We start from the raw sequence: 24,571 nt of genomic DNA, 5'->3' as shown, positions 1-24,571 counted from the left end.
CGCGGGCCCGGCGCGTGCGGGCGTGTCAGTGCTCCGTGCGGTACATGAGGTCGGTCTCGAACGTGCGGAAGCCCAGGCTCTCGTACACCCGGACGGCCGCCGTGTTGTCCGCGTCCACGTAGAGCATCGCCGTCGGCAGCGACCGGTCGGCGGCCAGGTGGCGCAGACCTGCCGCGGTGAGGGCGCGGCCGAGGCCCTTGCCCTGCGCGTCGGGCGAGACGCCGACGACGTACACCTCGCCGAGGCGCTCGGCCTCGTGGACCTTCGTCCAGTGGAAGCCGAGGATGCGGCTCTCGTCGTCGTCCGGCACGGCGAGGAAGAACCCGTCGGCGTCGAACCACGGTTCGGCGACGCGCGCGTCCAGGTCGGCCTGGGTGAGGGCGCCCTGCTCGGGGTGGTGGGCGAACGCGGCGGCGTTCACGGCGAGCCAGGCGGCGTCGTCCTGCCCGGGGCGGAACGTCCGCACGCGCACGCCGGGCGGCAGGTCCACGGGCGACGAGCCGAGTCCGCCCAGCGGACGGCGCAGTTGGCGCAGTTCACGGAAGGGGGTCAGCCGCATCGACTGCGCGAGGTGGCGGGCCGCGGCGTGGCCGCCGTGCGCCCACACGCGCAGCCGGTTCCCCGACTCGGCCAGCAGGGCGGCGCCCAGCGCGCGCCCGTACCGCCTGCCCCGGTGGCCCGGATGGACGACCAGCTCGCCGGTCGGCGGCTCGACGACGTCGCGGCCGTCGAGCTGCGCGTAGCCGACGAGCGTGCCGTCCTCGGCGCGCAGGAGGAGGTGGAGCACGCCCGCGCGCGGGCCGCCGCGCAGCAGCAGCCTGCCCTGCTCGGAGACGGCGCTCTGGCCGTCCCGTCCGGCCGCCGCCTCGATGAGCGCCAGCGCCTCGTCCCGCTCCTCGGGCGTCACCTGGTCCTGTACCACGACGTCACTCATGGACACGACTGTAGTGCGGGCGCCGGGCGTCCCCCGGCTTCGTCCGCCCGTTACGCCGTCGTCATCTCGGGCGCCTGTATGGCTACGCGCGTAGCCACTAGGGTGCGGCGCGACGGGTATGTCTCAGGATCAGCTCCCTTGACACGAAAGGGATTCACCCCACATGCAGGTAGCACGTAGGTACAGACTGACGGCGGGCGCGGCGGTGCTCGCGGTCGCGGGGGCGCTCGCCGTCGCCCTGCCGAGCGCGCAGGCCGCGCCCGGCGCGCAGGGTGGCGGTCACGGCGGCCACGGCGGCGGTCACGGGCACGGCAGGACCGTCGATCTGCAACTCCTCGCCCTCAACGACCTGCACGGCGCGCTGGAGCCCCCCAGCGGCTCCAACGGGCAGGTGACGCACGAACATCCGGACGGCACGACCGAGACCGTGACCGCGGGCGGCGTCGAGTACCTGGCGACCGGGCTGCGCGCCGCGCGGCGCGGCGAGCCGCGGTCGCTGACGGTGGCGGCGGGCGACCTGGTCGGCGCGTCGCCGCTGTTGTCGGGTCTCTTCCACGACGAGCCGACGATCGAGGCGCTGAACGAGCTGGACCTCGACGTCGCGGGCGTGGGCAACCACGAGTTCGACGAGGGCTGGGCCGAGCTGACGCGGCTCCAGGACGGCGGCTGCCACCCGGTGGACGGCTGCTACACGGAGGGCCGCGAGTTCGAGGGCGCCGACTTCCCCTACCTGGCGGCGAACGTCGTGCGCGAGGACACGGGACGGCCGATCCTCGCGCCGTACACGATCGAGCGGGTCGGCGGCGTCGAGGTCGGCTTCATCGGCGTGACGCTGGAGGGCACGGCCGACATCGTGACCCAGGCGGGCATCGAGGGCCTGGAGTTCCGCGACGAGGTCGAGACGATCAACCGGTACACGCGTGAGCTGCGGCGCAAGGGCGTGAACGCGGTGGTCGCGCTGATCCACGAGGGCGGCTACCCGGCGACGGCGGCCTACAACCGCGACTGCGACGGCGCGGACGGCGGCCTGTCGGGCCCCATCGTGGACATAGCGGAGCGCACGGACCCGGGCGTGGACGCGCTGGTCACCGGCCACACGCACCAGCCGTACGTCTGCACGATCCCCGACCCCGCGGGCCGCGACCGGCTGGTCACCTCGGCGGCGTCGAACGGGCGGCTGTTCACCGAGCTGACCATGGAGTACGACCTGCGGACGCGCGACATCGTGCGCGCCTCGGTCGAGGGCACGAACCGCGTCGTGGACCGGGAGCAGCGGCGTGACCCGCGGCTCACCCGGCTGATCGGCGAGTGGAACGAGCTGGCCGCGCCGGTCGCGAACGCGCCGATCGGCTGGATCTCCGAGGACATCGCGGGCCGGGGCACGGGCGCGCCCGAGTTCCCGCTCGGCGACCTGATCGCGGACGCGCAGCTCGAACACGCGCGGGAGATCGACCCGGAGGCGGACCTCGCGCTGATGAACCCGGGCGGCGTGCGCGCCGACCTGGTGTACGCGGCGTCCGGCGCGGAGGGCGACGGCGTCGTGACGTACGGGGAGGGCTTCACCGTCCAGCCGTTCTCGAACACGGTGAATCTCGTCGATCTGACGGGCGAGCAGCTGCTGAGCGTGCTGCGCGAGCAGGTGACGGGCGGGAACGAGGCGGCGCCCAAGTACCTCCAGCCGTCGGACGGCCTGGCGTACACGCTGGACCTGTCGGCGTCGGGCGCCGACCGGATCGTCGCGGACTCGGTGACGGTCGCGGGCGAGCCGCTCGACCCGGCGGCGACGTACCGGGTGGCGGTGAACTCGTTCCTCGCCGGGGGCGGCGACGGCTTCGCCACGCTGGCCGAGGGCGGGAACCCGGTGGTCGGCGAGGACGACATGGCGGTCCTGCGCGACTACCTGACGGCCCATTCGACGGCCGACGCCCCGCTGGCGGCGCCCGCGGCGGACCGGATCACGGTCATCGGCGGCTGAGCCGGGCCGGACGCAGGGCGGCGGCGCCGCGTCCCCGTACGTGCGGGGGCGCGGCGCCGCCGTGCGTGCGCGGGGGTCGCGCGCGTGGTCACAGAGGCAGCGCGATCGCCGTCACGAGGAGTCCTTTTTCGGCCACGAACCGGCCGTGGAGGGTCCGGAAGGGGCTGTCGGCGGGCAGCAGGCGGGCGGTGAACGTGCCGTCGTCGGGGTGGAAGGTGACGGTGGCCTCCTCGAAGCCGAGCCAGCGCCCGGTGAGCGGGAACCACGTCTTGTAGACGCTCTCCTTGGCCGAGAAGAGCAGCCGTTCCCAGTGCAGCTCCGGGCGCTCGGCGGCGAGGCGGGCGAGGTGGGGGCGCTCGTCCGGCAGGGAGATCATCGGCAGGATGCCGGGGTCGGGCAGGGGCGCGTCCGGTTCGGCGTCGATGCCGAGGGAGGCCAGGTCGCCGACGCGGGCGACGGCGGCGGCGCGGTAGCCCGTGCAGTGGGTCATGCTGCCGAGGAAGCCCGGCGGCCAGCCGGGGGCGCCGTGTGCGCCGGGGAGCAGGGGCAGGCGGGGCGCGCCGAGGCGGGCGAGGGCGGTGCGCGCGCAGCGCCGCACGGTGGCGAACTCGGCGCGGCGTGCGGGGACGGCGCGCGCGATGTGGACGGTCTCCTCGGGGAGGAGGTCGTCGGGGCCCGGCGGGTCGGTGAACACCTCCTCGGTCGCGGCCGGGGCGCCGAGGAGCCGGGCGAGCGGCCCGCCGTCCGTCACGGCGCGACCGTGGCCGGGAGCACGGGCACCAGCAGGCGCGGCGGGGTGGAGCGGGGCAGCCACTCGCGGGGATAGCCGAGGGAGACCTCCTGGTGGGGGATGCCGTCGTGGTGGATCAGCCGGGGGATGTGGAGGTGCCCGTAGACGACGGTCGCCGCGCGGAAGCGGCGCGGCCAGTCCTCGGTGGCCTCGGTGCCGCACCAGAGGGCGAACTCGGGGTGGCGCAGGATGCGGGTGGGCTCGCGGACCAGCGGCCAGTGGTTGACGAGGACGGTCGGCAGCCCGGCGGGCAGTTCGGTGGCGAGCCGCGCGGCGGTGGCGGCGACGCGGGCGCGGGACCACGCCTCGCGGCTGGGGTACGGGTCGTGGTGCAGGTGGAACTCGTCGGTGCAGACGATGCCCGCCGCCTCGGCCACGGCGAGCGCGGACGCCTTGTCGTGCGTGCCCGGCGGGCGGAACGTGTAGTCGTACAGCGTGAACAGCGGCACGACCACCGCGGGGCCGCCCTCGCCCTCCCACACCGGGTAGGGGTCCTCCGGCGTGACGACGCCGAGCCGTCGGCACAGGGCGACCAGCGCCTCGTACCGTGCGACGCCGGTGAGGGGCACCGTGTCGTCCTGGAGGGTCCACAGCTCGTGGTTGCCCGGGGCCCAGACGACCTTGGCGAAGCGGCGCGCGAGGGTCGTCAGCGTCCACTCGATGTCGTCCCACAGCTCGCCGACGTCCCCGGCGACGAGCAGCCAGTCGTCGTCCGCCGTGGGCCGCAGCCCGCCCGTGATGACGCGGTTCTCGCCGTAGCGCACATGCAGATCGCTGATGGCCAGCAGTCTCCCCATCGCCCTCCCCCTCGCCGACGGCCCGTCCCGTCGCGGGTGACCGTACCCAGCGCGATGTTGAAGCAAGCTTGAGATCGGTGGCTACGATGACCGTATGACCGCCACCATCGCCAAAGAGCTGACCATCGGCCAGTTGGCCCAGCGCAGCGGTGTCGCGACGTCGGCGCTGCGCTTCTACGAGGAGCAGGGCCTCATCTCCAGCCGCCGCACCTCGGGCAACCAGCGGCGCTACCCGCGCGACATGCTGCGGCGCGTGGCGTTCATCCGCGTCTCGCAGAACGTCGGCATGCCGCTGAGCGCCATCCGCTACGCCCTCGACCGGCTCCCGGAGGGCCGTACGCCCACCCACGAGGACTGGGCGCACGTCTCCGAGTACTGGCGCCAGGACCTCGACGCCCGCATCGCGCAGATGAGGCGGCTGCGGGACAACCTGTCCGAGTGCATCGGCTGCGGCTGCCTGTCGCTGGAGAGCTGCATGCTGGCCAACCCGTACGACGTGCTCGGGGAGCACGGTGCCTGCGGGCCGGTGCGGCTGCTCAGCGACGACCGCCGGGTGGCGGACGAACCCGAGGCGGAGGGCGAGGCGCTGGCGCGGGCGAAGGCGGCGGGCGGGGCGGCGGCCGTGGGCGCCACCGTCGTCAAGGACCCCTGCGCGCCGCCGCCCACGCCCCTCAACCCACCGCGTCCGCCGCGACCGCGAGGCCGTGCTGGGCGGTGAAGAACGGCCGCAGCCACGTGCCGCCGAGGGCCACGGGCGGGAACGCGTCGGTGCGCGCCAGGTCGATCGTGTCCCCGCCGATCCGGCCGACCGGCACCAGGCCGCGCCCTGACGGGCCGAGGCGCAGCTTGAGGTCCCAGACGTCGCGGCGGACCGCCGCCGTACGGCGCGCCAGGGCGTCGGCGTAGGAGAAGGTGAACGCGACCCGGCCGTCCGGCAGCGCGCGCAGGGGCATGCGCAGGTCGCCGCCGTCGCCCGACCGCGCGATGGCGACGGCCTCGGCCTCCCGCACGGCGCAGCGCCGGGCGCCGGGGCCCAGGAGGACGGCGGTGACGGTCGCGGCGCCGTCGGCGACGGTGACGCGCTCCACCTCGGCGTGCACGCGGCGCAGCCAGGTGCGCAGCGTCAGGTCGCCGTCGGCCGTGGTGTAGGGCAGCCAGCAGGAGACGCCGTGCTCGTTCTCCGTCGGGGCGAGGGTGACGAGCGCGGCGGCGTCGATGGTGTCGGCGGCGATGCGGCGGCGCAGCCCTTCGTCGCGCGGCTCGACGTAGCAGTCCCAGCGGCCCTCGGGCAGGACGCGCGAGGCGCGGTCGAGGGTGACGGCGGTCTCGCCGGTGCCGGGGGCGCGGCGGATGGGCACGCGGATGCGGTGGCCGTCCGGGTCCTCGCGGCGCTGGGCGACGAAGTCGGACTGCCCGGCGGGCGGCAGGGTGTCGGGCGCGAGGACGACGGTGAGCGAGCCGTCGGGCGCGACCGTGCAGTGGCCCCGTGCGCGGGGACGGCCGTCCGGCTCGGTGGGCCGTGCGGGGGGCGCGGAGCGCAGGCGCAGGACGCTGCGGAGGCGGCGCGGGCGGCGGCGCAGGGTGGCGGCCAGCTCGGCGAGGCTGCGGGCGGCGTGGGCGGGGCCGTGCGCGGCGGCGGTGCGCAGGGCGGCGGCGCCCATGCGGCGGCGGTCGGCCGGTGAGTCGATCAGGCGCAGCAGGGCGTCGGCGTACGCCTCGCTCCCGCCGTCGCGGGGGACGAGCAGGCCGTCCGTGCCGTGGGTGATGACCCCGGCGGAGCCGAAGGCGCAGTCGGTGGAGACGACGGGGAGGCCGCAGCTCATGGCTTCGAGGAGCGTGCGGTCGAACGGTTCGCCGCTCGTGGTGACGGCGGCTATCGCCCCCTTGATCCACTCGGTCTCCATCCGCTCCATCGGCGGCAGCGCGCCCATGAGGCGGACGCGGTTGTAGAGGCCGAGGTCGTCGATGCGCTGCCGGAGGCGCCCGGCGAGACGGCCCTCGCCGTAGATGCGCAGGCTCCAGTCGGGCCGCCGGGGCGCGAGGGTCGCGAAGGCGTCCACGAGCAGTTCGTGGCGGCCGACGGGGATGAGCCTGCCCGCCGCGACGATCGTCCGGGACGCGCCGGACGCGGGGCCGACCGTGACGGCGGGCGCGGGGCCAGGGATGGCGACGACGCGGGTGGTCGCGCCGGGGGGCAGCGCGGCGCGGTGGCGGGCGGCGTCGGCGTCGGAGGTGGCGGCGAACGCGTCGAGCCTGGCGAGGACGGCGCCGGGCAGGTGGGCGTGCGGCTCGGGGCTGCGGCGCCCGATGCGGACGTACCGGTCGTGGCCGTACTCGGCGAGCCAGCGCACGAGGGTGGGGCGGGTGGCGATGACGACGTCGGCGTCGGTGCGGCGCAGGTAGGCGGCGACGCGGTGGCGGGAGTCGATGACCGGGCCGAGGGTGACGCCGGGGGTGAGGCGGGGGCGGGGGCGCCCCGCGGGCGTGGCGTGGGGGTCGCGGACGACGGCCAGCTCGACGTCGTGCGTGGCGCCGAGCGCGGACGCGAGGTCGGCGGTGGCGCGGTCGGCGGTGCCGGTGCCGTTCAGGTCGTGCAGCAGGAAGGCGATTCTCACGTGGCTTCACTCGTGCCGGACCGCCGCGGGGCATGGTGCCGGTGCGGCGCAGAGGCCACCGTCCGCCATGGCGCGCGGGCGGGTCAAGGCCGGGGCGGGTGTCTTTACGTGATGCTGACGCGGCGGCCCGGAACCGGTACCGGCGGCGGGGCGGGGGTGCGGCGGCCGGTGCGCGGCGGGAATTCCGGACGGACTGTCAGACCCGGCTGTTAGCTTGTGCGTGTCAGTGGGGCGGCGCCTTCAACGGCCTTCACCTGCGGGCTTGTTGTGCATCCGACGCTTTGGCGAACGGTTTGCGGAGCATGCCCCTCCGGGTGCCGGTCGGGTGCCGGACCGCTGCACGTCACCGATCCGCTCCGAAAGGAAGCCGTGTGAGGACATCAGGACTGTGGGCAGCCGCCACCGTCGCGGGAGTCGTGCTGGCCGGGCAGGGTGCGCTCGGCGCAGCCGCCGCCGAGCGGCCCACGGACGTACGCGCCGACACGTGGGAGGTCGTGGAGAGCGGCGGGCCGGAAGGGGCCCGCGCCTGGGAGTACGTGGAGAGCACCTCCTCGGGCGACGTGCTGTTCGCCGAGGAGGACCAACCCGTCCGCTGCTGGGACGGCACGGACATACGCGCGATCGGCGCCCCGCCGATACCGGAGGGCCCCGGCCGGAGGATCGCCTCCGTCGGGGGCGTCTCCTGCACCGACGTCACCCTCTTCGACCGGCAGGACACGCCGCACCGCTGGCACTACGACGGCACGTCCTGGACCTCGGCCCCGACAGGCACCCGGTTCCCCGTGGACACGGTGCGCGCGTTCGCCGAGGACGACATCTGGGGCTTCGACTCCATCACCGGCGAGACCGTGCGCTTCGACGGCACGGTCTGGGGAGCCGCCACCCGGCCGCCGATCGAGACGGAAGGTGTCGTCGGTACGTCGGGCGACGACTTCTGGGCGCTGGGCGACGCACCCGGCGGCTGGGACATGCTCGCCTCCCACTGGAACGGCACCCGCTGGACGGCCGCGCCCGTCCCCGCCACCTGGGAGGGCTCGGCGCACGAGACGGTGGCGGTCTCCGCCGACGAGCTGTACGTCTTCGGCACCACCACGACCCAGGGCTACCTGCGCTGGGACGGCACGGCATGGCGGCACGAGAACACCGGCGTCAGCGGTGAGTACGTGCACGGGGCCGCCGCCGCGGACGGCACCCTCTGGCTCGGGCTGTACGACAGCTTCCTGCGGCTGCGTGACGGCGCGTGGGAGCCCGTCGCCTTCCCCGAGGTGGACGACCCGTACGGCCTGGTCATCAGGGACCTTGCGGCCGACCCGCGCACCGGGACCGTCCTCGGCGGCGGTGCCACCGGCTACGTGGAGGGGGCGAGGACACCGACCGTCATAGCCAACCGCCCGGCGGGCTGACGGGCACCTGAGCCGCCGACCCCCTGAACCGTCCGGTGGCGGCGCTGGTCGCCGCCACCGGACGCGGCGGGCGTCCCGGGCTACGCCTGGGGCAGCGCGGGGGGACCTGCCGGGGTGCCGGGCGGCGGGACGGCAGCGCCCGGCAGCGTCAGGACCGCCTCGGTGCCCCCGCCCTCCGCCGGGCGCAGGGTGATGTCGCCGCCGCTCTCCCGGACGGCCCGCGCCACGATCGACAGGCCGAGGCCGGAGCCGGGCAGCCCGCGGGCGCCCGGCGCCCGCCAGAACCGTTCGAAGACGTGCGGCAGCTCGTCGGCGGGGATGCCGGGGCCGTGGTCACGGATGCGCAGCACACCGTCGTGCAGCGTGACGCGGACCGCGCGCTCGCCCTCCGACACGGCGCCGAACTTGACCGCGTTGTCCAGCAGGTTGACCACCGCGCGCTCCAGCGCGGACGGCTCTGCCCGGACGAACCAGGGGTCGAGCTGCGCCGTCAGTGTCATACCGTGCGCGCGCAGCCGGGCGCGGGAGACGGCCCGGCGGGCGACGTCGTGCAGGGGGATGACGTCCAGACGCGCCGTGCCGATGGCGCGCTCGGGACGCGACAGCTCCTGGAGGTCGCCGATCAGCACGCCCAGCTCGCCGAGCTGCGCCGTCACGGACGCGAGCAGCTGGCGGCGGTCGGTCTCGGGGATCGGCCGTCCGGTCTCCTCGCTGCGCACGAGCAGTTCGATGTTGGTCCGCAGCGACGTGAGCGGGGTGCGCAGCTCGTGTCCCGCGTCCGCGATGAGCTGCTGCTGAAGGTCGCGCGACGCGGCGAGGGCGGCCGTCATCGAGTTGAACGAGCGGGACAGGCGGGCGATCTCGTCGTCGCCGTCCGCCGGGATGCGGACGTTCAGGTCCTCGGTGCGGGCGATGTGCTCGACGACGCCGGTCAGCCGGTTCACCGGCCGCAGCCCGGCGCGCGCGAGGACGACGCCGATCCCGGCCGCCCCGACGGCGCCCGCCGCCGCGACCAGCGCGAGGACGAGGACGAGGGACCGCAGCGGGTCGTCCACCTCGCTCAACGGCCGGGCGACAGTGGCGGCGGCGCCGCGCCCCGAGGTGTTCGGGGTGTCGAGGCTGTAGGTGAGCACGCGGTACGTGCGCCCGTCGGAGCCGGTGGCGTCGTGCAGCGCCTCGACGCGCTCCCGGTTGGCCACGGCGATGTCGGCGTCCGAGACGTCCACGGTGGCCTGGCCGTCGAGGATGCAGCTGTCGCCGTTGGCGAAGGTGACCTGGAGGATGTTGCCGAACGAGGGCAGCCGCTGGTTCTCCGGCACCTGACCGACGCGCGTCCAGCAGTCGCCCGCGCTGACGCGGCGGATGATGTCGGCCGGGTTGGCGCGGTTGTCGTGCAGCGTGTCGTCGAGCGACGAGCGGAGCTGGTCGCGCACCAGGAACCACGCCGCCGTCGCGCACACCGCCACCGCCAGCGCGACGGCCAGCGCCGTCAGCAGCGCGAGCCGCGAGCGCAGCGGCAGCTCCCGCACGCGGCGCCTCACGTGCGCAGGACGTAGCCGACGCCCCGGACGGTGTGCAGGATGCGGGGCTCGTGGCCCGCCTCGGTCTTGCGGCGCAGATACATCATGTAGACGTCGAGGGAGTTGGACGAGGGCTCGTAGTCGAAGCCCCACACCGCGTGGAGGATCTGCTCCCGCGTGAGGACCTGGCGGGGGTGGGCGAGGAACAGTTCGAGCAGCGTGTACTCCGTCCTCGTCAGCTCCATGGTGCGCCCGCCGCGGGTGACCTCGCGGGTCACCGGGTCCATCCGCAGGTCGGCGAAGGCCAGCCCGCCGGGCCGCGGCGCGGCGGACACCGCGGCGGCGCCGTCCGCCGCGTACGCGCCACGGCGCAGCAGGGCCCGCAGCCGGGCCAGCAGCTCGTCCAGCTCGAACGGCTTGACCAGGTAGTCGTCCGCGCCCGCGTCAAGGCCGCTGACGCGGTCGCCGACCGTGTCGCGGGCGGTCAGCATAAGGATCGGGACGCGGTCGCCCGCCGCGCGCAGTCGGCGCGCGGCGGTCAGACCGTCCATCCGGGGCATCAGGACGTCGAGGACGAGGGCGTCGGGGTCGTACGCCTCCCGCTTCGCGAGGGCGTCGAGGCCGTCCACGGCGGTCTCCGTCGCATAGCCCTCGAAGGAGAGGCTGCGCCGCAGCGCCTCCCGTACGGCGGGCTCGTCGTCCACGATCAGCACACGGGAACCGTCACTCACGGGGCCAGTCTCGCATCGGGGCGCGTCGGGCGGCGCGGTCTCACGCCCGGCCGTCCGCCCCGGCGCCGGTGTCGAACCCGAGGTCGGCCAGCGCGGCCTTCGCGGTGTTGGCGGGGATGGCGAAGCCGAGCCCGGCGCTGCCCGCGTCCTGGGCGGTGCTGTACATGGCCGAGTTGATGCCGACGACCTCGCCCGCCATGTTGACGAGGGCGCCGCCCGAGTTGCCCGGGTTGAGCGAGGCGTCGGTCTGGATGGCCTGGTAGGTGGTGGTGGTCTGCCCGACGTCGCCGTTGTACCGGCCGCCGCCGAACTCGAACGGCCACTCCTCCGGGCTGCCGCCCTGCCCGCCGCCGTCCTCGCGCGGGACGGTCACGTCGCGGTGGAGCGCGGAGACGATGCCGCTGGTGACGGTACCGGTCAGCCCCTCGGGCGACCCGATGGCGACGACCTGGTCGCCCACGGCGACGCCGTCGGAGTCGCCGAGCGTGGCGGCGGTGAGGCCGCTGACGTCCTGGGCCTTGATGAGCGCGAGGTCGTTGTCCGGGTCGGTGCCGCTGACGGTCGCCGACGCGGTGGAGCCGTCGCTGAAGGTGACCTGGACGCCCGAGCCGGGCGCGGCACCGGCGACGACATGGTTGTTGGTGAGGATCTGGCCGTCCGAGGAGAGGATGACACCGGACCCGGTGGCGTTCCCGGTGGAGATCTCCACGACGCTCGGGCTGACGGCGGCGGCGACGGAGGCGACCGTGCCGTCCGTGTGCTGGGCCACGGCGGTACCGGCGACGCTGCTCGCCGCAGTGCCTGAGCCGTCGGGACCGTCCAGCAGGGCGGCCGTGCCGCCGCCCACGGCGGCGGCCACGAGGGCGACGGCCGCCATCAGCGCGGCGGGCCGCCCCGCACGCGCGCGCCCCTTCGCCCGGTGCTGTCCGCCGCCCGGCGCGGGCTCCTGCTCCGGCATCGGCGGGTAGAGGGGGATCGGCCGGTAGACGTGCTGCTCATCGCTCATGTCTTCGACTGTGCGCCGCGAACATGAGAGGAGTCTGAGTACCGCCTCAGAAGTCTCTGGGGATCATGGTCTACGGCGACCGTCGGACAGGGCGAAGTCCTTTGTCTCCAGTACCCCTCCAAGCGGCTTCGGCAGGGAGACGGTCTCCCCGAATTTGACCGAGGCGAGCGTCTCGTATGCGTCGGCGATCGGGTTCCCGTAGAGCGTGATCAGGGGACCGTGGGCATCGAACGGGTCCACCAGCAGGTAAAGCGGAACGGCCGCCGCCGCGTATCCGGCAGGCTTCGCCACCCTGTCGTGCCGCAGGCTGCTGGGAGAGGTGATCTCCACGACCAGTTCGACCATGTCGGCCATGACGTAGTGCCCGTCGGTGTTCACAGCGGTCTTGGGGACCACGACGAGGTCAGGGCTGTACAGACCTGCGCGGGGTGGTGCAGCCACACCGAGCGTCTGATAGATGCCCCACTCCCGACCGAGCGCCGTGAAGAGCTGTCCGTGCAGCTCAGAGGCGATGTGGTTGTGGCGCATCGACGGTGGCGGCGACAAGGCGATGATCCCCTCAATGATCTCCGCCTTATACCCCTCGGGGGCGTCGAGCTCTTCCCAACCCCTGACAAGATCGTCCCAGCCGTATTCACTGTCCTGCTGCTGGACGGTAGCTACGCTCATGGCGGTCTCCTCCGACAACTCTCGACACCCACTCCAGCATGCGACCGGTCAGGTATCCAAGGCTAGCGGGAACCCTTCACTCGAACGAGTGTTCTCAGGGCCGGACGGGTGACGCCGCGTCCCGCCGCCGCGTCACTCGCAGCCGCAGGAACGGCGGATCGTCAGCGTCACGGGGAACTGCCGCACCCGGTCGTTCAGCGCCTCGTCCTGGTCGCCGATCGCCAGGTCGAGCGCCGCGCGGGCCATCGCCTCGCGGTCGGAGGCCACCGTCGTCAGCGGCGGATCGGTGAGCGCCGCCTCCTTGACGTCGTCGAAGCCCGCCACCGCCAGCTCCCCCGGCACGTCGATGCGCAGCTCACGCGCCGCCCGCAGCACGCCGATCGCCTGGTCGTCCGTCGCGCAGAAGATCGCCGGGGGCCGGTCGGGACCGGACAGCAGGTCGAGCGCGACCTGGTAGGAGCCGTAACGGCTGTACGGGGACAGGAAGAGCCGGCCCTCGGTGTCGAGCCCCGCCTCCGCCATCGCCTGGCGCCAGCCCGTGATGTGGTCGGTCACCGGGTCGCCCGACTCGGGCGTGGAGTCCATGCCGCCGAGGCACGCGACGTACGGGTAGCCGTGGTCGGCGAGCAGGTGCCTGACCAGCCGCTGCGCCCCGCCGATGTCGTCCAGCACCACCGCCACGTCGTCGATCGCGTCGGGACGCCGGTGCAGCAGCACCACACGGGCGTCCCACGCGTCGATCTCCACGGCGGCCTGCTCGCTCAGGCCCGAGCTGATCAGCACGAGCCCCGAGACCCGCATCCCGAGGAAGGCCCGCAGGTAGTGGACCTCCCGCTCGTCGCGGTAGTCCGAGTTGCCGACCAGCACCATCTTCCCGCGCTCGGCGGCGGCCTGCTCGACGGCGTGCGCCATCTCGCCGAAGTACGGCTGCCGGGCGTCCGGCACGATCAGCCCTATGAGGTCAGTGCGCTGCGAGGCCATCGCCTGCGCGACGCGGTCGGGGCGGTAGCCCAGCTCCTTGATGGCGGCGAGCACCCGCTCCCGGGTGGCGGCGGCCACCGGCCGCGGACCGTTGTTGATGACATAGCTCACGACGGCGGTCGAAGTCCCCGCCAGTCGCGCCACGTCGTCCCGCGTCACTTTGGCCACGGCGGTCAGTCTACGCGCGAAGCGGCCCACCCCGGTACAGGGTCCGGCCACCGGACACCCGGCTCAACTGCGCCGGGCCGCCGCCTCCTTGACGAGCTGCTCCGCCTCACGCGTGACCGCGCGCGCGTGCTCGTCCTCGTGCTTCTCCTTCTCAGGAACGACGAAGCGGTACCCGACGTTGCGCACCGTCCCGATGAGCGACTCGTGCTCGGGGCCGAGCTTCGCCCGCAGCCGCCGCACGTGGACGTCCACCGTGCGCGTGCCGCCGAAGTAGTCGTAGCCCCAGACCTCCTGGAGGAGCTGCGCCCGGGTGAACACGCGGCCGGGGTGCTGCGCCAGGTACTTGAGGAGCTCGAACTCCTTGAAGGTCAGGTCGAGGACCCGGCCCTTCAGCTTGGCGCTGTACGTCGCCTCGTCCACGGACAGGTCGCCGTTGCGGATCTCCATCGGGCTGTCGTCGGCGGAGAGCTGCTGGCGGCCGGTGGCCAGGCGCAGCCGCGCCTCCACCTCGGCCGGGCCCGCCGTGTCGAGCACGACGTCGTCCACGCCCCAGTCGGCGGTGACGGCGGCGAGGCCGCCCTCGGTCACGATGAGGACGAGCGGGCAGCCGGGGCCCGTCGAGCGGAGCAGCTGGCACAGGGAGCGGACCTGCGGGAGGTCCTTGCGGCCGTCGATGAGGATGACGTCCGAGCTGGGGGCGTCCACGAGGGCCGGTCCCTCGGCCGGTGCGACGCGGACGTTGTGCAGGAGCAGTTCGAGAGCGGGCAGTACTTGCGAGGACGGCTGAAGCGCATTGGTCAGGAGAAGCAGCGAACTCATGTCGGGGGCGTTTCCTTCCTCAGTCCTGGCGGGGACGATCGAGCGGCTCTGCCCGGAAAGCACAAAAGGACCCTGTTCGGCGTCTGCGCCCGGGTCCTTCCTGCCGAGCAGCATAGCCGAAACATTTCTCGGTGCGCAGGGGCGCGTATCACACTGCGCCTCGTGCTCCCCCGAACCCGCCGCGTACACGGGGCGAATCCGCGGCGGACGGACGGCATCATGGTGCGGCGCGGACGGGCCACGGCCGCCCCACGCGTGACAGCGCGGTCACGGGCGTGTGACGGTGGCGGCCCGGGGCGGCACGTCAGGAGCGGCGGCGGTATGACTGCGGTACGAGAGCGACACGAGAGCGGAGGCCAGATGGCCAGCGGCACGATCCGGTACTGGGCTGCGGCGAAGGCCGCGGCGGGTACGGCGGAGGAGCGCTACGAGGCGCCGACGCTCGCGAGCGCCCTGGCCGCGGCCAGGGACCGGCACGCGGACCGGCCCGAGTTCGAGCGGGTGCTGCTGCGCTGCTCGTTCCTCGTGGACGGCAGGCAGGTCGGTCCGCGGGCGCACGAGCAGGTGCGGCTGGCCGACGGGGGCACCGTCGAGGTGCTGCCGCCGTTCGCCGGGGGTGCCAGGTGACGGCGCAGGCGGGGGTCGCGTCCCCGGCGCCGCCGCCGTCCCGCAGACACCGGGCGCGGTCGCCGATCATCCCGCCCGGCCCGCAGCCCGCGGCGCTGACGGCCGTCCTGGCCGGGCTGCTCGCGGTGACGGCGCCGCTCGGGGAGGCCGCGGCCGTCCCCGCGGTCGTGGTGCTCCAGCTGGTGACGGCGGCGGGCTGGTTCCGGCTGAACGGGATGTGGCCCGCCAGGCAGGGCATCGCGCTGGCCTTCGCGAGCGGCCTCGCGGTGGACGCCGCGCTCCTGCTGGCGCCTGACGACCGGCTGCCCGAGGCGCTGATCGGGGTGCTCGGCGCCTGGTTCATGGCCGTGCTGGTGCTCCAGCTGCGGCACCGCGGCTCGGCGGACGAGCGTCTCGACGCGCTCACGGCGACGGCCGCGTCCAGCGTGCTGACGGTGCTCGCGGGCGGGCACCTGGCGGCGGCCGACCTGTCGGGGGACGCCGTGGCGGCCACGGCGATGGGGGTCGGGGCGGCGGCGCTGCTGCGGTCCGTGCCGGTGCCGTTCCTCTCCTTCCTGCTCGCGCTCGGCGCGGCGGCGGGCGCCGGGGTGGCCGCGGGCCGGGTGACCGAGCTGGCGGGCGGTGACGCGCTGGCGTTCGCGCTGGCGGGCGGCGTGGCGGCGCTGATCGGGCTGCGGGTGGCGAGCTACGACTTCCCGTCCCGGTTCGTCCACTTCACGGCGGGGGTGGCGCTGCCCCTGACGGCGGCGGCGCCCGTCGCGTACACGCTGGTCCGCGCCCTGTTGTGACGGCGGGTGCGTCTGTAACGGCCGTGCTGCAAGTCCGGGTCACGACCGCGCCCGCCGTACGGACGCATTACGCTCACCGCATTTGCACCATTGACCACGTGGGGGCCCGTCCCGATGCGCGCACTGCGAATACTCTCGATCCTTCTCGGCATCCTGATCGTGCTCGGCATCGCCGCCGACCGCCTGACGGTCTGGTTCGCCGAGAACGAGGTGGCGGGCCGCCTCCAGACCCGGTACGGGCTGGCCGAGGAGCCGGACGTGACGATCCAGGGCTTCCCGTTCCTGACGCAGGTCGCCGGGCGGAGCTTCGACCACGTGGACGCGACCCTGAACTCGTACGAGGCCGCCGTGGACGGCCAGTTGCTGACCGTCGAGGACCTGCGGATCGAGCTGCGCGACGTCGAGGTGACGGGCGGTTTCACGGACGCGGCGGCCGAGACGGCGACGGGGTCCGGGCTGATCTCCTACGAGGAGCTGACCCGCGCCTACGGTGAGCTGCTCGGCGGCGTGGACAACGGTTTCAGCGTCGAGTTCCGCCAGGGGGAGGGCGATCAGCTGCTGCTGGCGCTCCAGGTGGCGGTGGCCGGGCAGTCCCTGACGCTGGACGAGATCCCCGGCACGCTGGTCGTGGACGACGGCGCGATCACGCTGGAGGTGGACGACGCGGACATCCCCGACATGCCGGGGGACGCGGGCGCCACCGTGCGGGAGCAGCTGAACACGCCCCGCAGCATCGAGGGGCTGCCGCAGGGGCTCGCCCTGGACAGCCTGACGCCGACGGAGGGCGGGCTGCGGGCGGACGTCTCGGGCAGCGGCGTCGTCCTGAACTGACCCGGCGGGCCCGCGCGGGCGGGGGCGTGAGGGCCGGTCCCACATGTCAGACACGGGCGTCTCAACATGCGGGCAGACGGTGACATGGGCGGTATGCCCTCCGATACGATCTGCCGCATGACGCGACAGGCTGCGGGCACCCCGGCCGGGGGACTGACCAAGCGACGGACGGTGGATCTGTGCCGCGTCGCCGCCATGCTCTGTCGCCGCGACGGCTGACCGCCACACCGCCGGACCTCGATCCCCCCCGTGCCGCGCCCCGCCCCGCCTCCCGGCGGCGGCTCTTCCGCGCGTGCCCGGCCACGCACCTCCCGCAAGAGCCAGATCGCCGAAGGAGAACCGCATGAGCCGCAGTGACGTCCTCGTGGACGCCGACTGGGTCCAGGAGCACATCGACGACCCGAAGGTCGTGCTCGTCGAGGTGGACGAGGACACCTCGGCCTACGACAAGAACCACATCAGGAACGCCGTCCGCATCGACTGGAAGACCGAGCTGCAGGACGCCGTCCGCCGCGACTTCGTGGACCAGGCCGGCTTCGAGAAGCTGCTGTCCGCCAAGGGCATCGCGGGCGACGACACGGTCGTCCTGTACGGCGGCAACAACAACTGGTTCGCGGCGTACGCCTACTGGTACTTCAAGCTCTACGGCCACAGCGACGTGCGGCTGCTGGACGGCGGCCGGAAGAAGTGGGAGCTGGACGCCCGCGAGCTGGTCGAGGAGACCCCCGAGCGCGCCGCGACCGAGTACACCGCGCAGCCGCAGGACACCTCGATCCGCGCGTTCCGCGACGAGATCGTGCCGGCCATCGGCGTGCAGAACCTGGTGGACGTCCGCTCCCCCGACGAGTTCTCCGGCAAGCTGCTGGCCCCGGCCCACCTGCCGCAGGAGCAGTCCCAGGTCGCGGGCCACATCCCGTCGGCCCGGAACATCCCGTGGTCCAAGGCGGCCAACGACGACGGCACCTTCCGCTCCGACGCCGAGCTGAAGGAGCTGTACGAGGAGGCCGGGGTGGACCTGTCCAAGGACACCATCGCCTACTGCCGCATCGGCGAGCGCTCCTCGCACACCTGGTTCGTGCTGCACGAGCTGCTCGGCGCGCCGAACGTCAAGAACTACGACGGCTCCTGGACCGAGTACGGCTCCCTCGTGGGCGTCCCGGTCGAGACCGGCCCCGCCAAGTAACCACAGCACCTTCCCGCCGAGACGAGAGAGAGCGCGCCATGTGCGGAGCGAAGCCGGGCGGCCCCGACGCCGCCTCCATCAAGCCGGGTGAGACCACCATCCAGGGGTCGGTCACCCGCGAAGGCCAGCCGGTGAGCGGCTACGTCCGGCTGCTGGACAGCACGGGCGAGTTCACCGCCGAGGTCCCGACGTCGGCGACCGGCCAGTTCCGGTTCTACGCCGCCGAGGGCACCTGGACGCTCCGCGCGCTGGTGCCGGGCTCGACGGTGGACCGTACGGTCGTCGCCCAGCAGGGCGGTCTGACCGAGGTCGCCATCGCCGTCTGACGCCCTCACCCACGGCGAGGCGGGTGGACAGGCAGGGAGGCCGTGTCCCGGTGTGTGCCGGGGCACGGCCTCCGCCGTCTTCTCCCGATGCGGGTCGTGCTCAACCGCTCGCCGAACGCGGCTCGAAACTGATCGAGCACGGACCGCGGTGCGGCCATGTCCGGCCTGCTCCCGATCGGCCGCGGGCCGAAAGTGAACGGGCGGCGGTTCCCCCCGGTACCGCGCGGACCGCATGGCCGTGGATGGTTGCGGGTCGTTCCGGACAGGGCGCGGAGCGCTCCGCGCCGTCAGGCGGTACGGCGGGCCCTTCCCGGCGGCGTCCGGCCGCTCCGGGACGTCCCGCGCCGTTCCGTCTCGCTGATCGGCGTCCGTGACCAGTGGCTCAGTAGACGAGGGCCCGCACGCCGTCGGGCATGATCTCGCTGACGAAGACCTGGGCCCCGGCGATGCGCACTCCGTCCATCACATCCTCCTCCTTGATCCCCCTCCTCGCGGCACACTGCGTACACAGTGTGATCCGCCCGCCCGCCTGAACACCGGCGATGAGGTCAGGCAGCGGCGCCGCGTGCGGCAGTTCGAACTCCGCCGCCCGGTCGGGCAGCGCGAACCACGCGGACTCCCCCGTCAGCCAGAGGGACACGTCCACTCCGGCGGCGGCGGCGACCGCCGCCACGGTGAAGCCCTGCGAACACCTCTCGGGGGCGTCGGCCCCCGCCGTCACCTTCAGCACCAGTTTCTCGGCCATGACGGCACGGTAACCCGCGCCGTGGAGCTAACGTGTCGTGCCGCAGATGGCGCAGACCCAGTCGCCCGCGGGGCCCTGGTGCATCATCCCGCCACAGTTCGGACAATTCATGATCACATCCTTTCCACGCGCTTAGACGCGCGTCGTGCCAAACGCGTTCAGCCGCAGTGATCACAAAACGGTCAAGGCCGCCCGCGGTGCCGGACAGTCGAGCGGCCCACCCTCAGTGAGCTTCCCCGGATGCCGGGGACTAGACTCCCCGGTGGACCGTAAATTCCTGGCCCCGTCGCCACCTGTCGCAAGGAGCAGCCGTGGAGGCTTTCTTCATCACCCTCATGGCGCTGGTGGTCGTCGGCACCGCCGCGTTCACCGCCCTCGTCGTGGCGAAGCTCTACCAGGGACAGCGCTGACCGCATGATCGAGATCCCCTCCGACCTGCACCCCGGGCTCGTCCCGCTGGCCTTCCTCCTCGGCACCTGGCAGGGCGCGGGCGTGGCGGCGCTGAACGCCGAGCGCACCGGCCCCGGCGAGGAGTCCTGCAACTTCGGCCAGCAGGCCACCTTCTCCCACGACGGGCGCGACTTCCTGGAGTACTCCTCCCGGTCGTGGCAGCTCGACGCGGAGGGCAACCGCACGGAGCCCCTGGAGTCCGAGCACGGCTTCTGGCGCATCACCGACCGGCAGGTCGAGGCCGTCATGGTGCGCGACCAGGGCATCGTCGAGATCTGGTACGGCGAGCTGGCCGAGGGCAAGCCGCAGATCGACCTCGTCACGGACGCCGTCGCCCGGACGGCGGGCGCGCCGCCCTACACCGGCGGCAAGCGGCTCTACGGCTACGTGAACGGCGACCTGCTGTGGGTCGGCGAGCGCGCCACCCCTGACACGCCGCTGCGGCCCGCCATGTCGGCGCAGCTGAAGAAGTCGGTCGATCCGCGCGAGTGGATCGCGGACGTCAAGGACCTGCCGGACGACGGCATCGCGTTCTTCCGCTGACGCGCCCGGCCCGGCCGTCCCGCGCCCTCACAGCGCGCGGGACGCGCCGCCGTCCACGGGGACGACCGCGCCCGTCACGTAGCTGGCGGCGGGCGACAGCAGGAACGCGGCCGTCCGCCCGAACTCCTCCGGCTCGCCGTAGCGGCCGAGCGGGATGCCCTGCTCGGTCCGCTCCTTGGCGCCCGGCCCCGCCGCCGCGTCCAGCTGCACCATGCGGTCGGTCGCGATGCGGCCGGGCAGCAGCCCGAAGACGCGTATGCCGCGCGGCCCGAACTCGTCCGCCATGTCCTTGGCGACCATGGCGAGGCCGGGCCGCAGCCCGTTGGAGATGCCGAGGCCGGTGATCGGCGAGCGCGCCGAGCCGGAGAGCACCATGCCGATCGCGCCGCCGTCCGTCAGCCGGGCGGCGACGGTGCGGGCGGCGCGCACGGCGCCGAGGAACACGGATTCGAACGCGGCACGCCACTGGGCGTCGCTGGCGCCCGCGGCCGTCGCGGGCGGCGGGCCGCCGACCGACACGAGCGCGCCGTCCAGCCTGCCGAAGGTCTCCAGCGCGAGCGTGACCAGCCGCTCGGGCGCCTCGGGGTCGGCGAGGTCGGCGGTGGCGCCCGCCGCGCTCGCGGGGCCGCCGAGCCGCTCGACGGCGGCGCGGACGTGCTCCGGGTCGCGCGAGGACGTCACGACGCGCGCGCCGTCCGCGGCCAGCGCGGCTGCGGTGGCGAACCCGAGGCCCTTCGTGCCGCCCGTGACGACGTACACCCGGCCCGACAACCCGAGATCCATCCGCGCGTCTCCCCTCTCGCCCACGGGGCACCCACGTCGCACCCGCCCCGCCCCAGCATCCCCCGGGAGGCCCCCCGCGGACAACGCCGGGACGCGTCCTTACGGCGGCTTGACATACGACGGCGCACGATAGGCAGTGCCTCCTCGCACGGGCCCCGCCCACTCCCCTCGGACGGGGCCCGTGCCCCCTTCGGCGCGGAGTCGGCCGGACGGGTCACGGCGGCCGGGCGGCCCGCTCGGCTCCGGGCTTTCCGGCTACGCCGCGCTTCCTCCTACACTGGGTCCCGTGGTGAGCACCGACTGGCAGACCGACCTGCGCAACCGCGGATACCGGCTGACCCCGCAGCGGCAGTTGGTGCTCGAAGCTGTGGACAAGCTGGAGCACTCGACGCCGGAGGACATCCTCACCGAGGTGCGCCGCACGGCGGGCGGCGTCAACATCTCCACGGTCTACCGGACGCTGGAGCTGCTGGAGGAGCTGGGCCTCGTCTCCCACGCCCACCTCGGCCACGGCGCCCCCACCTACCACCTCGCCGAGCGGCACCAGCACCTGCACCTGATGTGCCGCGACTGCGAGAAGGTGCTCGAAGCCGATCTGGACGTCGCAGAGCCGTTCGCCGCACAGCTGCGCGAGAGCTTCGGATTCGACACCGACATGCGGCACTTCGCGATCTTCGGCCGCTGCGCGGACTGCGCTGGGGCCGCGCCTCCGAGCGCCCGCGGGACCGGGGACACGACGACGTAGGCTTGTCCGTATGTCGTCCTACGAAAGCCCCTTGCTGACCCTGCCGAGCGCCGTGGCCGCGGAGGGCCAGGACGCCGGAGTCGCCGCGCACTACGGAGACCTCTTCCGTGAGCAACGCGCGCTGGCGGGCGGCGAGGGGTTCGTGGACCTGTCGCACCGGGCGGTCGTCACCGTGTCGGGCCCCGACCGGCTCGGCTGGCTGCACCTGCTGATCACCCAGCACGTCGCGGAGCTGGCCCCCGGGCACGCCACCGAGGCGCTGGTCCTCTCCGCGAAGGGCCACATCGAGCACGCGCTCTACCTCGTGGACGACGGAGAGACGACCTGGCTGCACACCGAGCCCGGCGGCGCCGAGGCGCTGGTCGCCTATCTGGAGAGCATGAAGTTCTTCTACCGGGCGGAGGTCGCCGACCGCACGGCCGAGTTCGCGCTCGTGCACCTGCCCGCCGGGTCGATCGCCACCGCGCCCGAGGGCACGGTGGTGCGCGAGACGGCGTACGGACGTGACCTGTTCCTGCCGCGCGCCGAGCTGCCCGCGTTCGCCGCGGAGCACGGCCCGGCGGCCGGCGTGCTGGCGTACGAGGCGCTGCGCGTGGAGGCGCACCGGCCGCGCGTGGGCCGCGAGACGGACCACAGGACCATCCCGCACGAACTGGGCTGGCTGGAGAGCGCCGTGCACCTCCAGAAGGGCTGCTACCGGGGCCAGGAGACCGTGGCGCGCGTGCAGAACCTCGGGCGTCCCCCGCGCCGTCTGGTGTTCCTGCACCTGGACGGCAGCGAGGTCGCGATCCCGGAGCACGGCGACCCGGTGCGGCTGGCGTCCGACGGGCCCGAGGGCCGGGCGCTCGGCTTCGTCACGACGGCGGTCCGTCATCACGAGCTGGGGCCGATCGCGCTGGCGCTGGTGAAGCGGAACGTCCCGGCCGACGCCACGCTGCTCGCGGGCACGACCCCGGCGGCGCAGGAGACGGTGGTCGCTCCCTAGGGACCGTCGCTACCACGGAGCGGTGGAGCCGCGCCGTGTCAGACGTCGAGCAGGACCGTGAAGGGGCCGTCGTTCGTCAACGTGACGCGCATCTGCGCGCCGAAGCGCCCGGTGGCCACCTCCGCGCCCAGCGCGCGCAGTTCGGCGCACACCGCGTCCACCAGCGGCTCGGCGACCTCGCCGGGCGCGGCGGCCTGCCAGGTGGGTCGGCGCCCCTTGCGGGCGTCACCGTAGAGGGTGAACTGCGAAACGACCAGCAGGGGGGCGCCCACGTCCGAGCAGGACTTCTCGCCGTCGAGGACGCGCAGCGTCCACAGCTTGCGGGCGAGGCGCACGGCCGTCTCCGCCGTGTCGCCGTGCGTGGCGCCGACCAGCACACACAGACCCTGGCCCACGATTTCACCGACCGTCTCACCGGCGACCACGACGGCCGCGCCGTCCACCCGCTGTACCACCGCTCGCATGCGGCCCATCATGCCGTACGCCGCCCGGCGCACCCGGTGACAGCCGGATGGGTGCCAAGTCGCTGCGCACGATGGGTACACAGTGACACGATGCGTGTCACGGGGTACGTACCGCGCGCCACCGCACCGAATGGGGACGAGGGGACAAAAGCGCATGATCACACCGGGTCGGGACCTGTGCCGGCGTATCGACCAGCCCGAGCTGCGGACACTGCGCCTGTCCGAGCTGCGCGACCTGCGGCGCTCGGCGCAGCGCGAGGAGGCGGACCTCAGCTTCGTCCGGCGGCTGCTCCAGGGCCGCATCGACATCCTGGAGGCGGAGCGGCGGCGGCGGATCGCGAGCGATCCCGGCGTCCTGGACCAACTGCCCGCCATCCTGACCGACGGCCCCTCGCGGCACCGCACGTCGGCGCGTCACGTGACGCTCGGCATGCCGCTCGACGACCGCTACCGGCGGCTCGCCGAGGAGATGCTCGGGCAGGTCGGGCTCTCCGACCTCGCCGGTCTCGACGACGCCGAGCTGCGCGACGCGCTGGCCCGGCTGGCGCGGCACGAGGCGCAGGTCTCCCGGCGGCGGCAGCGGCTGCACCGCACGGCGGACGGATGCAGCGCCGAGATGGCGCGCAGGTACCGTGAGGGCGAGGCGCAGGTCGAGGACCTGCTGACCTGACGATCCGCCCGCACGCCCCGCACGCCTTGGAAGGCCCGCGCATGTCCGCACCCATAGCCGTCCCGCCCGAGCCGTCCGCCCCGGCGGCACCCCCCGTCCTGGCGGAGGTGGTGCGCTCGGGATTCGTCGAGGGGCGGCACCGCGGCTCGCTCGTGGTGCTGGCGGCCGACGGCTCGGTGGCCCGCTCGCTCGGCGAGCCGGGGACGCCGGTCTTCCCCCGGTCGAGCAACAAGCCGATGCAGGCGGCCGGGGTGCTGCGGGCGGGGCTCGACCTGGCGGGCGAACGGCTCGCGCTCGCCGCCGCGAGCCACGCGGGCGAGGACTTCCACCAGGAGCTGGCCCTGCGGATGCTGGACGAGGCCGGGCTCACCGAGGACGCGCTCCACTGCCCGCCGGTGGACGGCCGCCGCATCGCCATGAACTGCTCTGGCAAGCACGCCGCGATGCTCGCCGCCTGCGTCGCCAACGGCTGGCCGACCGCCACCTACACCGATCCTGACCACCCGCTTCAGCTCCTGATCCGCGACACCGCGGAGGCGGCGACGGGCGAGCCTGTGGCCGCCACCGGCGTGGACGGCTGCGGGGCGCCGCTGTTCGCGTTCTCGCTGACGGGCCTGGCGCGGGCGTTCCGCGCGTTCGTGCGGGCGGCGCCCGGCAGCCCCGAGCGGCGGGTCGCCGACGCGATGCGCGCGCACCCGGAGTACGTCGGCGGCACGCTGCGGGCCGACTCGCTGCTGATGAGGGCCGTGCCGGGGCTGCTGTCCAAGGCAGGGGCCGAGGGCGTGCAGGCCGTGGCACTGCCGGACGGGCGGGCGCTGGCCTTCAAGATCGAGGACGGCGCCGCGCGGGCACGCGGCCCGGTGCTCGCCTCGCTGCTGCGCGCGCTGGACGTGCCGTTGCCCGACGTCCCGGGGCTGCGCGCGTCGCTGCGCTCCGACCTGGACGGGGGCGACGGGATCGTCGGCGAGGTGCGCGCCGTCGTCTGAGACCGGGTGGCCCTATGCCTTGGCGGAGCGGGCGGGC

26 protein-coding genes are annotated in these 24,571 nt (G+C 74.0%); 13 read left to right on the top strand and 13 right to left on the bottom strand.

All coding sequences use genetic code 11. The annotated features are described in order from the left end of the window. Nucleotides 1-25 precede the first annotated feature (25 nt). Entirely contained in the window at nt 26-934 is a 909-nt protein-coding gene (gene mshD, locus IF27_RS07230; RefSeq protein WP_052848841.1) for a mycothiol synthase, read from the bottom strand. 163 nt (nt 935-1,097) lie between these two features. On the opposite strand from mshD, the gene IF27_RS07225 reads away from it, so the two are divergent. After that, nucleotides 1,098-2,909: a bifunctional metallophosphatase/5'-nucleotidase gene (locus IF27_RS07225; RefSeq protein ID WP_052848556.1), complete on the top strand. Its 1,812-nt coding sequence runs from the start codon at nt 1,098-1,100 to the stop codon at nt 2,907-2,909. An 88-nt stretch (nt 2,910-2,997) separates the two neighbouring features. Here the strand turns inward: IF27_RS07225 and IF27_RS07220 are convergent, their stop codons facing one another. Together IF27_RS07220 and IF27_RS07215 are read right to left on the bottom strand one after the other, a co-directional pair. Beyond that, a complete protein-coding gene (locus IF27_RS07220) occupies nt 2,998-3,660 on the bottom strand; it encodes a 4'-phosphopantetheinyl transferase family protein (protein ID WP_052848555.1) in 663 nt (220 codons plus the stop codon). Further along, a complete protein-coding gene (locus IF27_RS07215; RefSeq protein WP_052848554.1) occupies nt 3,657-4,496 on the bottom strand; it encodes a metallophosphoesterase family protein in 840 nt (279 codons plus the stop codon). Before IF27_RS07215 ends, IF27_RS07220 begins: the two co-directional genes overlap by 4 nt. 94 nt (nt 4,497-4,590) lie before the next feature. On the opposite strand from IF27_RS07215, the gene soxR reads away from it, so the two are divergent. Then, a complete protein-coding gene (soxR, locus tag IF27_RS07210) occupies nt 4,591-5,214 on the top strand; it encodes a redox-sensitive transcriptional activator SoxR (RefSeq protein WP_110945643.1) in 624 nt (207 codons plus the stop codon). On the opposite strand, the gene IF27_RS07205 is transcribed toward soxR, so the two are convergent. Next, the gene (locus IF27_RS07205) at nt 5,168-7,111 is read right to left on the bottom strand and encodes a glycosyltransferase (protein ID WP_052848553.1); all 1,944 of its coding nucleotides are present in this window, start codon (nt 7,109-7,111) and stop codon (nt 5,168-5,170) included. The two genes, soxR and IF27_RS07205, sit on opposite strands and share 47 nt — an antisense overlap. A gap of 371 nt (nt 7,112-7,482) precedes the next feature. Here IF27_RS07205 and IF27_RS30905 point away from each other — a divergent pair, with 371 nt between their 5' ends. Further along, nucleotides 7,483-8,514: a hypothetical protein gene (locus IF27_RS30905; RefSeq protein WP_190232845.1), complete on the top strand. Its 1,032-nt coding sequence runs from the start codon at nt 7,483-7,485 to the stop codon at nt 8,512-8,514. An 80-nt stretch (nt 8,515-8,594) separates the two neighbouring features. Here IF27_RS30905 and IF27_RS07195 read toward each other — a convergent pair whose 3' ends face one another. The 6 genes from IF27_RS07195 to IF27_RS07170 all read right to left on the bottom strand — a co-directional run bounded on the left by IF27_RS07195 (nt 8,595) and on the right by IF27_RS07170 (nt 14,408). Continuing rightward, nucleotides 8,595-10,043: a HAMP domain-containing sensor histidine kinase gene (locus IF27_RS07195; RefSeq protein ID WP_223290949.1), complete on the bottom strand. Its 1,449-nt coding sequence runs from the start codon at nt 10,041-10,043 to the stop codon at nt 8,595-8,597. A gap of 8 nt (nt 10,044-10,051) precedes the next feature. Further along, nucleotides 10,052-10,765 carry a response regulator transcription factor gene (locus tag IF27_RS07190; protein WP_052848550.1) on the bottom strand — a complete coding sequence of 238 codons (714 nt, stop codon included), beginning with the start codon at nt 10,763-10,765 and terminating at the stop codon, nt 10,052-10,054. Between the two features lie 40 nt (nt 10,766-10,805). Continuing rightward, a complete protein-coding gene (locus IF27_RS07185) occupies nt 10,806-11,771 on the bottom strand; it encodes a S1C family serine protease (RefSeq protein ID WP_110945642.1) in 966 nt (321 codons plus the stop codon). A 63-nt stretch (nt 11,772-11,834) separates the two neighbouring features. Then, nucleotides 11,835-12,440: a Uma2 family endonuclease gene (locus IF27_RS07180; protein WP_052848549.1), complete on the bottom strand. Its 606-nt coding sequence runs from the start codon at nt 12,438-12,440 to the stop codon at nt 11,835-11,837. Nucleotides 12,441-12,572: 132 nt separating this feature from the next. Then, nucleotides 12,573-13,589 carry a LacI family DNA-binding transcriptional regulator gene (locus IF27_RS07175; RefSeq protein WP_052848839.1) on the bottom strand — a complete coding sequence of 339 codons (1,017 nt, stop codon included), beginning with the start codon at nt 13,587-13,589 and terminating at the stop codon, nt 12,573-12,575. A 63-nt stretch (nt 13,590-13,652) separates the two neighbouring features. Then, entirely contained in the window at nt 13,653-14,408 is a 756-nt protein-coding gene (locus tag IF27_RS07170) for a winged helix-turn-helix transcriptional regulator (protein ID WP_052848548.1), read from the bottom strand. A 360-nt stretch (nt 14,409-14,768) separates the two neighbouring features. Between IF27_RS07170 and IF27_RS07165 the strand changes: the two genes are divergently transcribed. The 5 genes from IF27_RS07165 (at nt 14,769) to IF27_RS07145 (ending at nt 18,163) form a co-directional block, all read left to right on the top strand. After that, nucleotides 14,769-15,035 carry a MoaD/ThiS family protein gene (locus tag IF27_RS07165; RefSeq protein WP_052848547.1) on the top strand — a complete coding sequence of 89 codons (267 nt, stop codon included), beginning with the start codon at nt 14,769-14,771 and terminating at the stop codon, nt 15,033-15,035. Then, the gene (locus IF27_RS07160; protein WP_052848546.1) at nt 15,032-15,823 is read left to right on the top strand and encodes a hypothetical protein; all 792 of its coding nucleotides are present in this window, start codon (nt 15,032-15,034) and stop codon (nt 15,821-15,823) included. Before IF27_RS07165 ends, IF27_RS07160 begins: the two co-directional genes overlap by 4 nt. Nucleotides 15,824-15,937: 114 nt before the next feature. Continuing rightward, on the top strand, nt 15,938-16,654 hold the full coding sequence (locus IF27_RS07155) for an LmeA family phospholipid-binding protein (protein WP_052848545.1): 717 nt from the start codon (nt 15,938-15,940) through the stop codon (nt 16,652-16,654). 343 nt (nt 16,655-16,997) lie between these two features. After that, nucleotides 16,998-17,837, top strand: coding sequence for a sulfurtransferase (locus tag IF27_RS07150; protein ID WP_052848544.1), 840 nt, complete (start codon nt 16,998-17,000; stop codon nt 17,835-17,837). Nucleotides 17,838-17,875: 38 nt separating this feature from the next. After that, complete coding sequence (locus tag IF27_RS07145; protein ID WP_052848543.1) at nt 17,876-18,163, top strand: DUF1416 domain-containing protein; 288 nt, start codon at nt 17,876-17,878, stop codon at nt 18,161-18,163. A 382-nt stretch (nt 18,164-18,545) separates the two neighbouring features. Here the strand turns inward: IF27_RS07145 and IF27_RS07140 are convergent, their stop codons facing one another. Further along, nucleotides 18,546-18,908, bottom strand: a complete 363-nt coding sequence (locus IF27_RS07140; protein ID WP_052848542.1) for a DsrE family protein — start codon at nt 18,906-18,908, stop codon at nt 18,546-18,548. Between the two features lie 414 nt (nt 18,909-19,322). Between IF27_RS07140 and IF27_RS07135 the strand changes: the two genes are divergently transcribed. Then, the gene (locus IF27_RS07135; RefSeq protein WP_052848541.1) at nt 19,323-19,901 is read left to right on the top strand and encodes a heme-binding beta-barrel domain-containing protein; all 579 of its coding nucleotides are present in this window, start codon (nt 19,323-19,325) and stop codon (nt 19,899-19,901) included. A gap of 27 nt (nt 19,902-19,928) precedes the next feature. Here the strand turns inward: IF27_RS07135 and IF27_RS07130 are convergent, their stop codons facing one another. After that, nucleotides 19,929-20,684: an SDR family oxidoreductase gene (locus IF27_RS07130; RefSeq protein ID WP_052848540.1), complete on the bottom strand. Its 756-nt coding sequence runs from the start codon at nt 20,682-20,684 to the stop codon at nt 19,929-19,931. Between the two features lie 286 nt (nt 20,685-20,970). On the opposite strand from IF27_RS07130, the gene IF27_RS07125 reads away from it, so the two are divergent. After that, the gene (locus IF27_RS07125; protein WP_052848539.1) at nt 20,971-21,429 is read left to right on the top strand and encodes a Fur family transcriptional regulator; all 459 of its coding nucleotides are present in this window, start codon (nt 20,971-20,973) and stop codon (nt 21,427-21,429) included. Nucleotides 21,430-21,439: 10 nt separating this feature from the next. Then, nucleotides 21,440-22,414 (top strand): CAF17-like 4Fe-4S cluster assembly/insertion protein YgfZ, encoded by a 975-nt coding sequence (ygfZ, locus tag IF27_RS07120; protein WP_052848538.1) that lies wholly within the window; start codon nt 21,440-21,442, stop codon nt 22,412-22,414. Nucleotides 22,415-22,452: 38 nt separating this feature from the next. Here the strand turns inward: ygfZ and dtd are convergent, their stop codons facing one another. Next, entirely contained in the window at nt 22,453-22,878 is a 426-nt protein-coding gene (gene dtd, locus IF27_RS07115) for a D-aminoacyl-tRNA deacylase (protein ID WP_052848537.1), read from the bottom strand. Nucleotides 22,879-23,008: 130 nt separating this feature from the next. Here dtd and IF27_RS07110 point away from each other — a divergent pair, with 130 nt between their 5' ends. Then, nucleotides 23,009-23,548, top strand: coding sequence for an RsiG family protein (locus IF27_RS07110; protein WP_052848536.1), 540 nt, complete (start codon nt 23,009-23,011; stop codon nt 23,546-23,548). A 41-nt stretch (nt 23,549-23,589) separates the two neighbouring features. After that, entirely contained in the window at nt 23,590-24,534 is a 945-nt protein-coding gene (locus tag IF27_RS07105) for an asparaginase (protein ID WP_052848535.1), read from the top strand. Nucleotides 24,535-24,571 lie beyond the last annotated feature (37 nt).

The organism is Streptomyces avicenniae, assembly GCF_000719135.1.
Lineage (GTDB): Bacteria > Actinomycetota > Actinomycetes > Streptomycetales > Streptomycetaceae > Streptomyces > Streptomyces avicenniae.
Note: the sequence above shows the minus strand (reverse complement) of the source record. Positions and strands in the feature narration are given on the sequence as shown.

What these genes read in the sequence shown, in the direction of transcription:
- IF27_RS07105 (WP_052848535.1), top strand. Translation starts at nt 23,590, where the DNA reads ATGTCCGCACCCATAGCCGTCCCGCCCGAGCCGTCCGCCCCGGCGGCA.
- IF27_RS07145 (WP_052848543.1), top strand. Translation starts at nt 17,876, where the DNA reads ATGTGCGGAGCGAAGCCGGGCGGCCCCGACGCCGCCTCCATCAAGCCG.
- IF27_RS07165 (WP_052848547.1), top strand. Translation starts at nt 14,769, where the DNA reads ATGGCCAGCGGCACGATCCGGTACTGGGCTGCGGCGAAGGCCGCGGCG.
- IF27_RS07225 (WP_052848556.1), top strand. Translation starts at nt 1,098, where the DNA reads ATGCAGGTAGCACGTAGGTACAGACTGACGGCGGGCGCGGCGGTGCTC.
- IF27_RS07150 (WP_052848544.1), top strand. Translation starts at nt 16,998, where the DNA reads ATGAGCCGCAGTGACGTCCTCGTGGACGCCGACTGGGTCCAGGAGCAC.
- IF27_RS07110 (WP_052848536.1), top strand. Translation starts at nt 23,009, where the DNA reads ATGGGGACGAGGGGACAAAAGCGCATGATCACACCGGGTCGGGACCTG.
- mshD (WP_052848841.1), bottom strand. Translation starts at nt 934, where the DNA reads ATGAGTGACGTCGTGGTACAGGACCAGGTGACGCCCGAGGAGCGGGAC.
- IF27_RS07135 (WP_052848541.1), top strand. Translation starts at nt 19,323, where the DNA reads ATGATCGAGATCCCCTCCGACCTGCACCCCGGGCTCGTCCCGCTGGCC.
- IF27_RS07130 (WP_052848540.1), bottom strand. Translation starts at nt 20,684, where the DNA reads ATGGATCTCGGGTTGTCGGGCCGGGTGTACGTCGTCACGGGCGGCACG.
- soxR (WP_110945643.1), top strand. Translation starts at nt 4,591, where the DNA reads ATGACCGCCACCATCGCCAAAGAGCTGACCATCGGCCAGTTGGCCCAG.
- IF27_RS07140 (WP_052848542.1), bottom strand. Translation starts at nt 18,908, where the DNA reads ATGGCCGAGAAACTGGTGCTGAAGGTGACGGCGGGGGCCGACGCCCCC.
- dtd (WP_052848537.1), bottom strand. Translation starts at nt 22,878, where the DNA reads ATGCGAGCGGTGGTACAGCGGGTGGACGGCGCGGCCGTCGTGGTCGCC.
- IF27_RS07170 (WP_052848548.1), bottom strand. Translation starts at nt 14,408, where the DNA reads ATGAGTTCGCTGCTTCTCCTGACCAATGCGCTTCAGCCGTCCTCGCAA.
- IF27_RS07180 (WP_052848549.1), bottom strand. Translation starts at nt 12,440, where the DNA reads ATGAGCGTAGCTACCGTCCAGCAGCAGGACAGTGAATACGGCTGGGAC.
- ygfZ (WP_052848538.1), top strand. Translation starts at nt 21,440, where the DNA reads ATGTCGTCCTACGAAAGCCCCTTGCTGACCCTGCCGAGCGCCGTGGCC.
- IF27_RS07215 (WP_052848554.1), bottom strand. Translation starts at nt 4,496, where the DNA reads ATGGGGAGACTGCTGGCCATCAGCGATCTGCATGTGCGCTACGGCGAG.
- IF27_RS07185 (WP_110945642.1), bottom strand. Translation starts at nt 11,771, where the DNA reads ATGAGCGATGAGCAGCACGTCTACCGGCCGATCCCCCTCTACCCGCCG.
- IF27_RS07155 (WP_052848545.1), top strand. Translation starts at nt 15,938, where the DNA reads ATGCGCGCACTGCGAATACTCTCGATCCTTCTCGGCATCCTGATCGTG.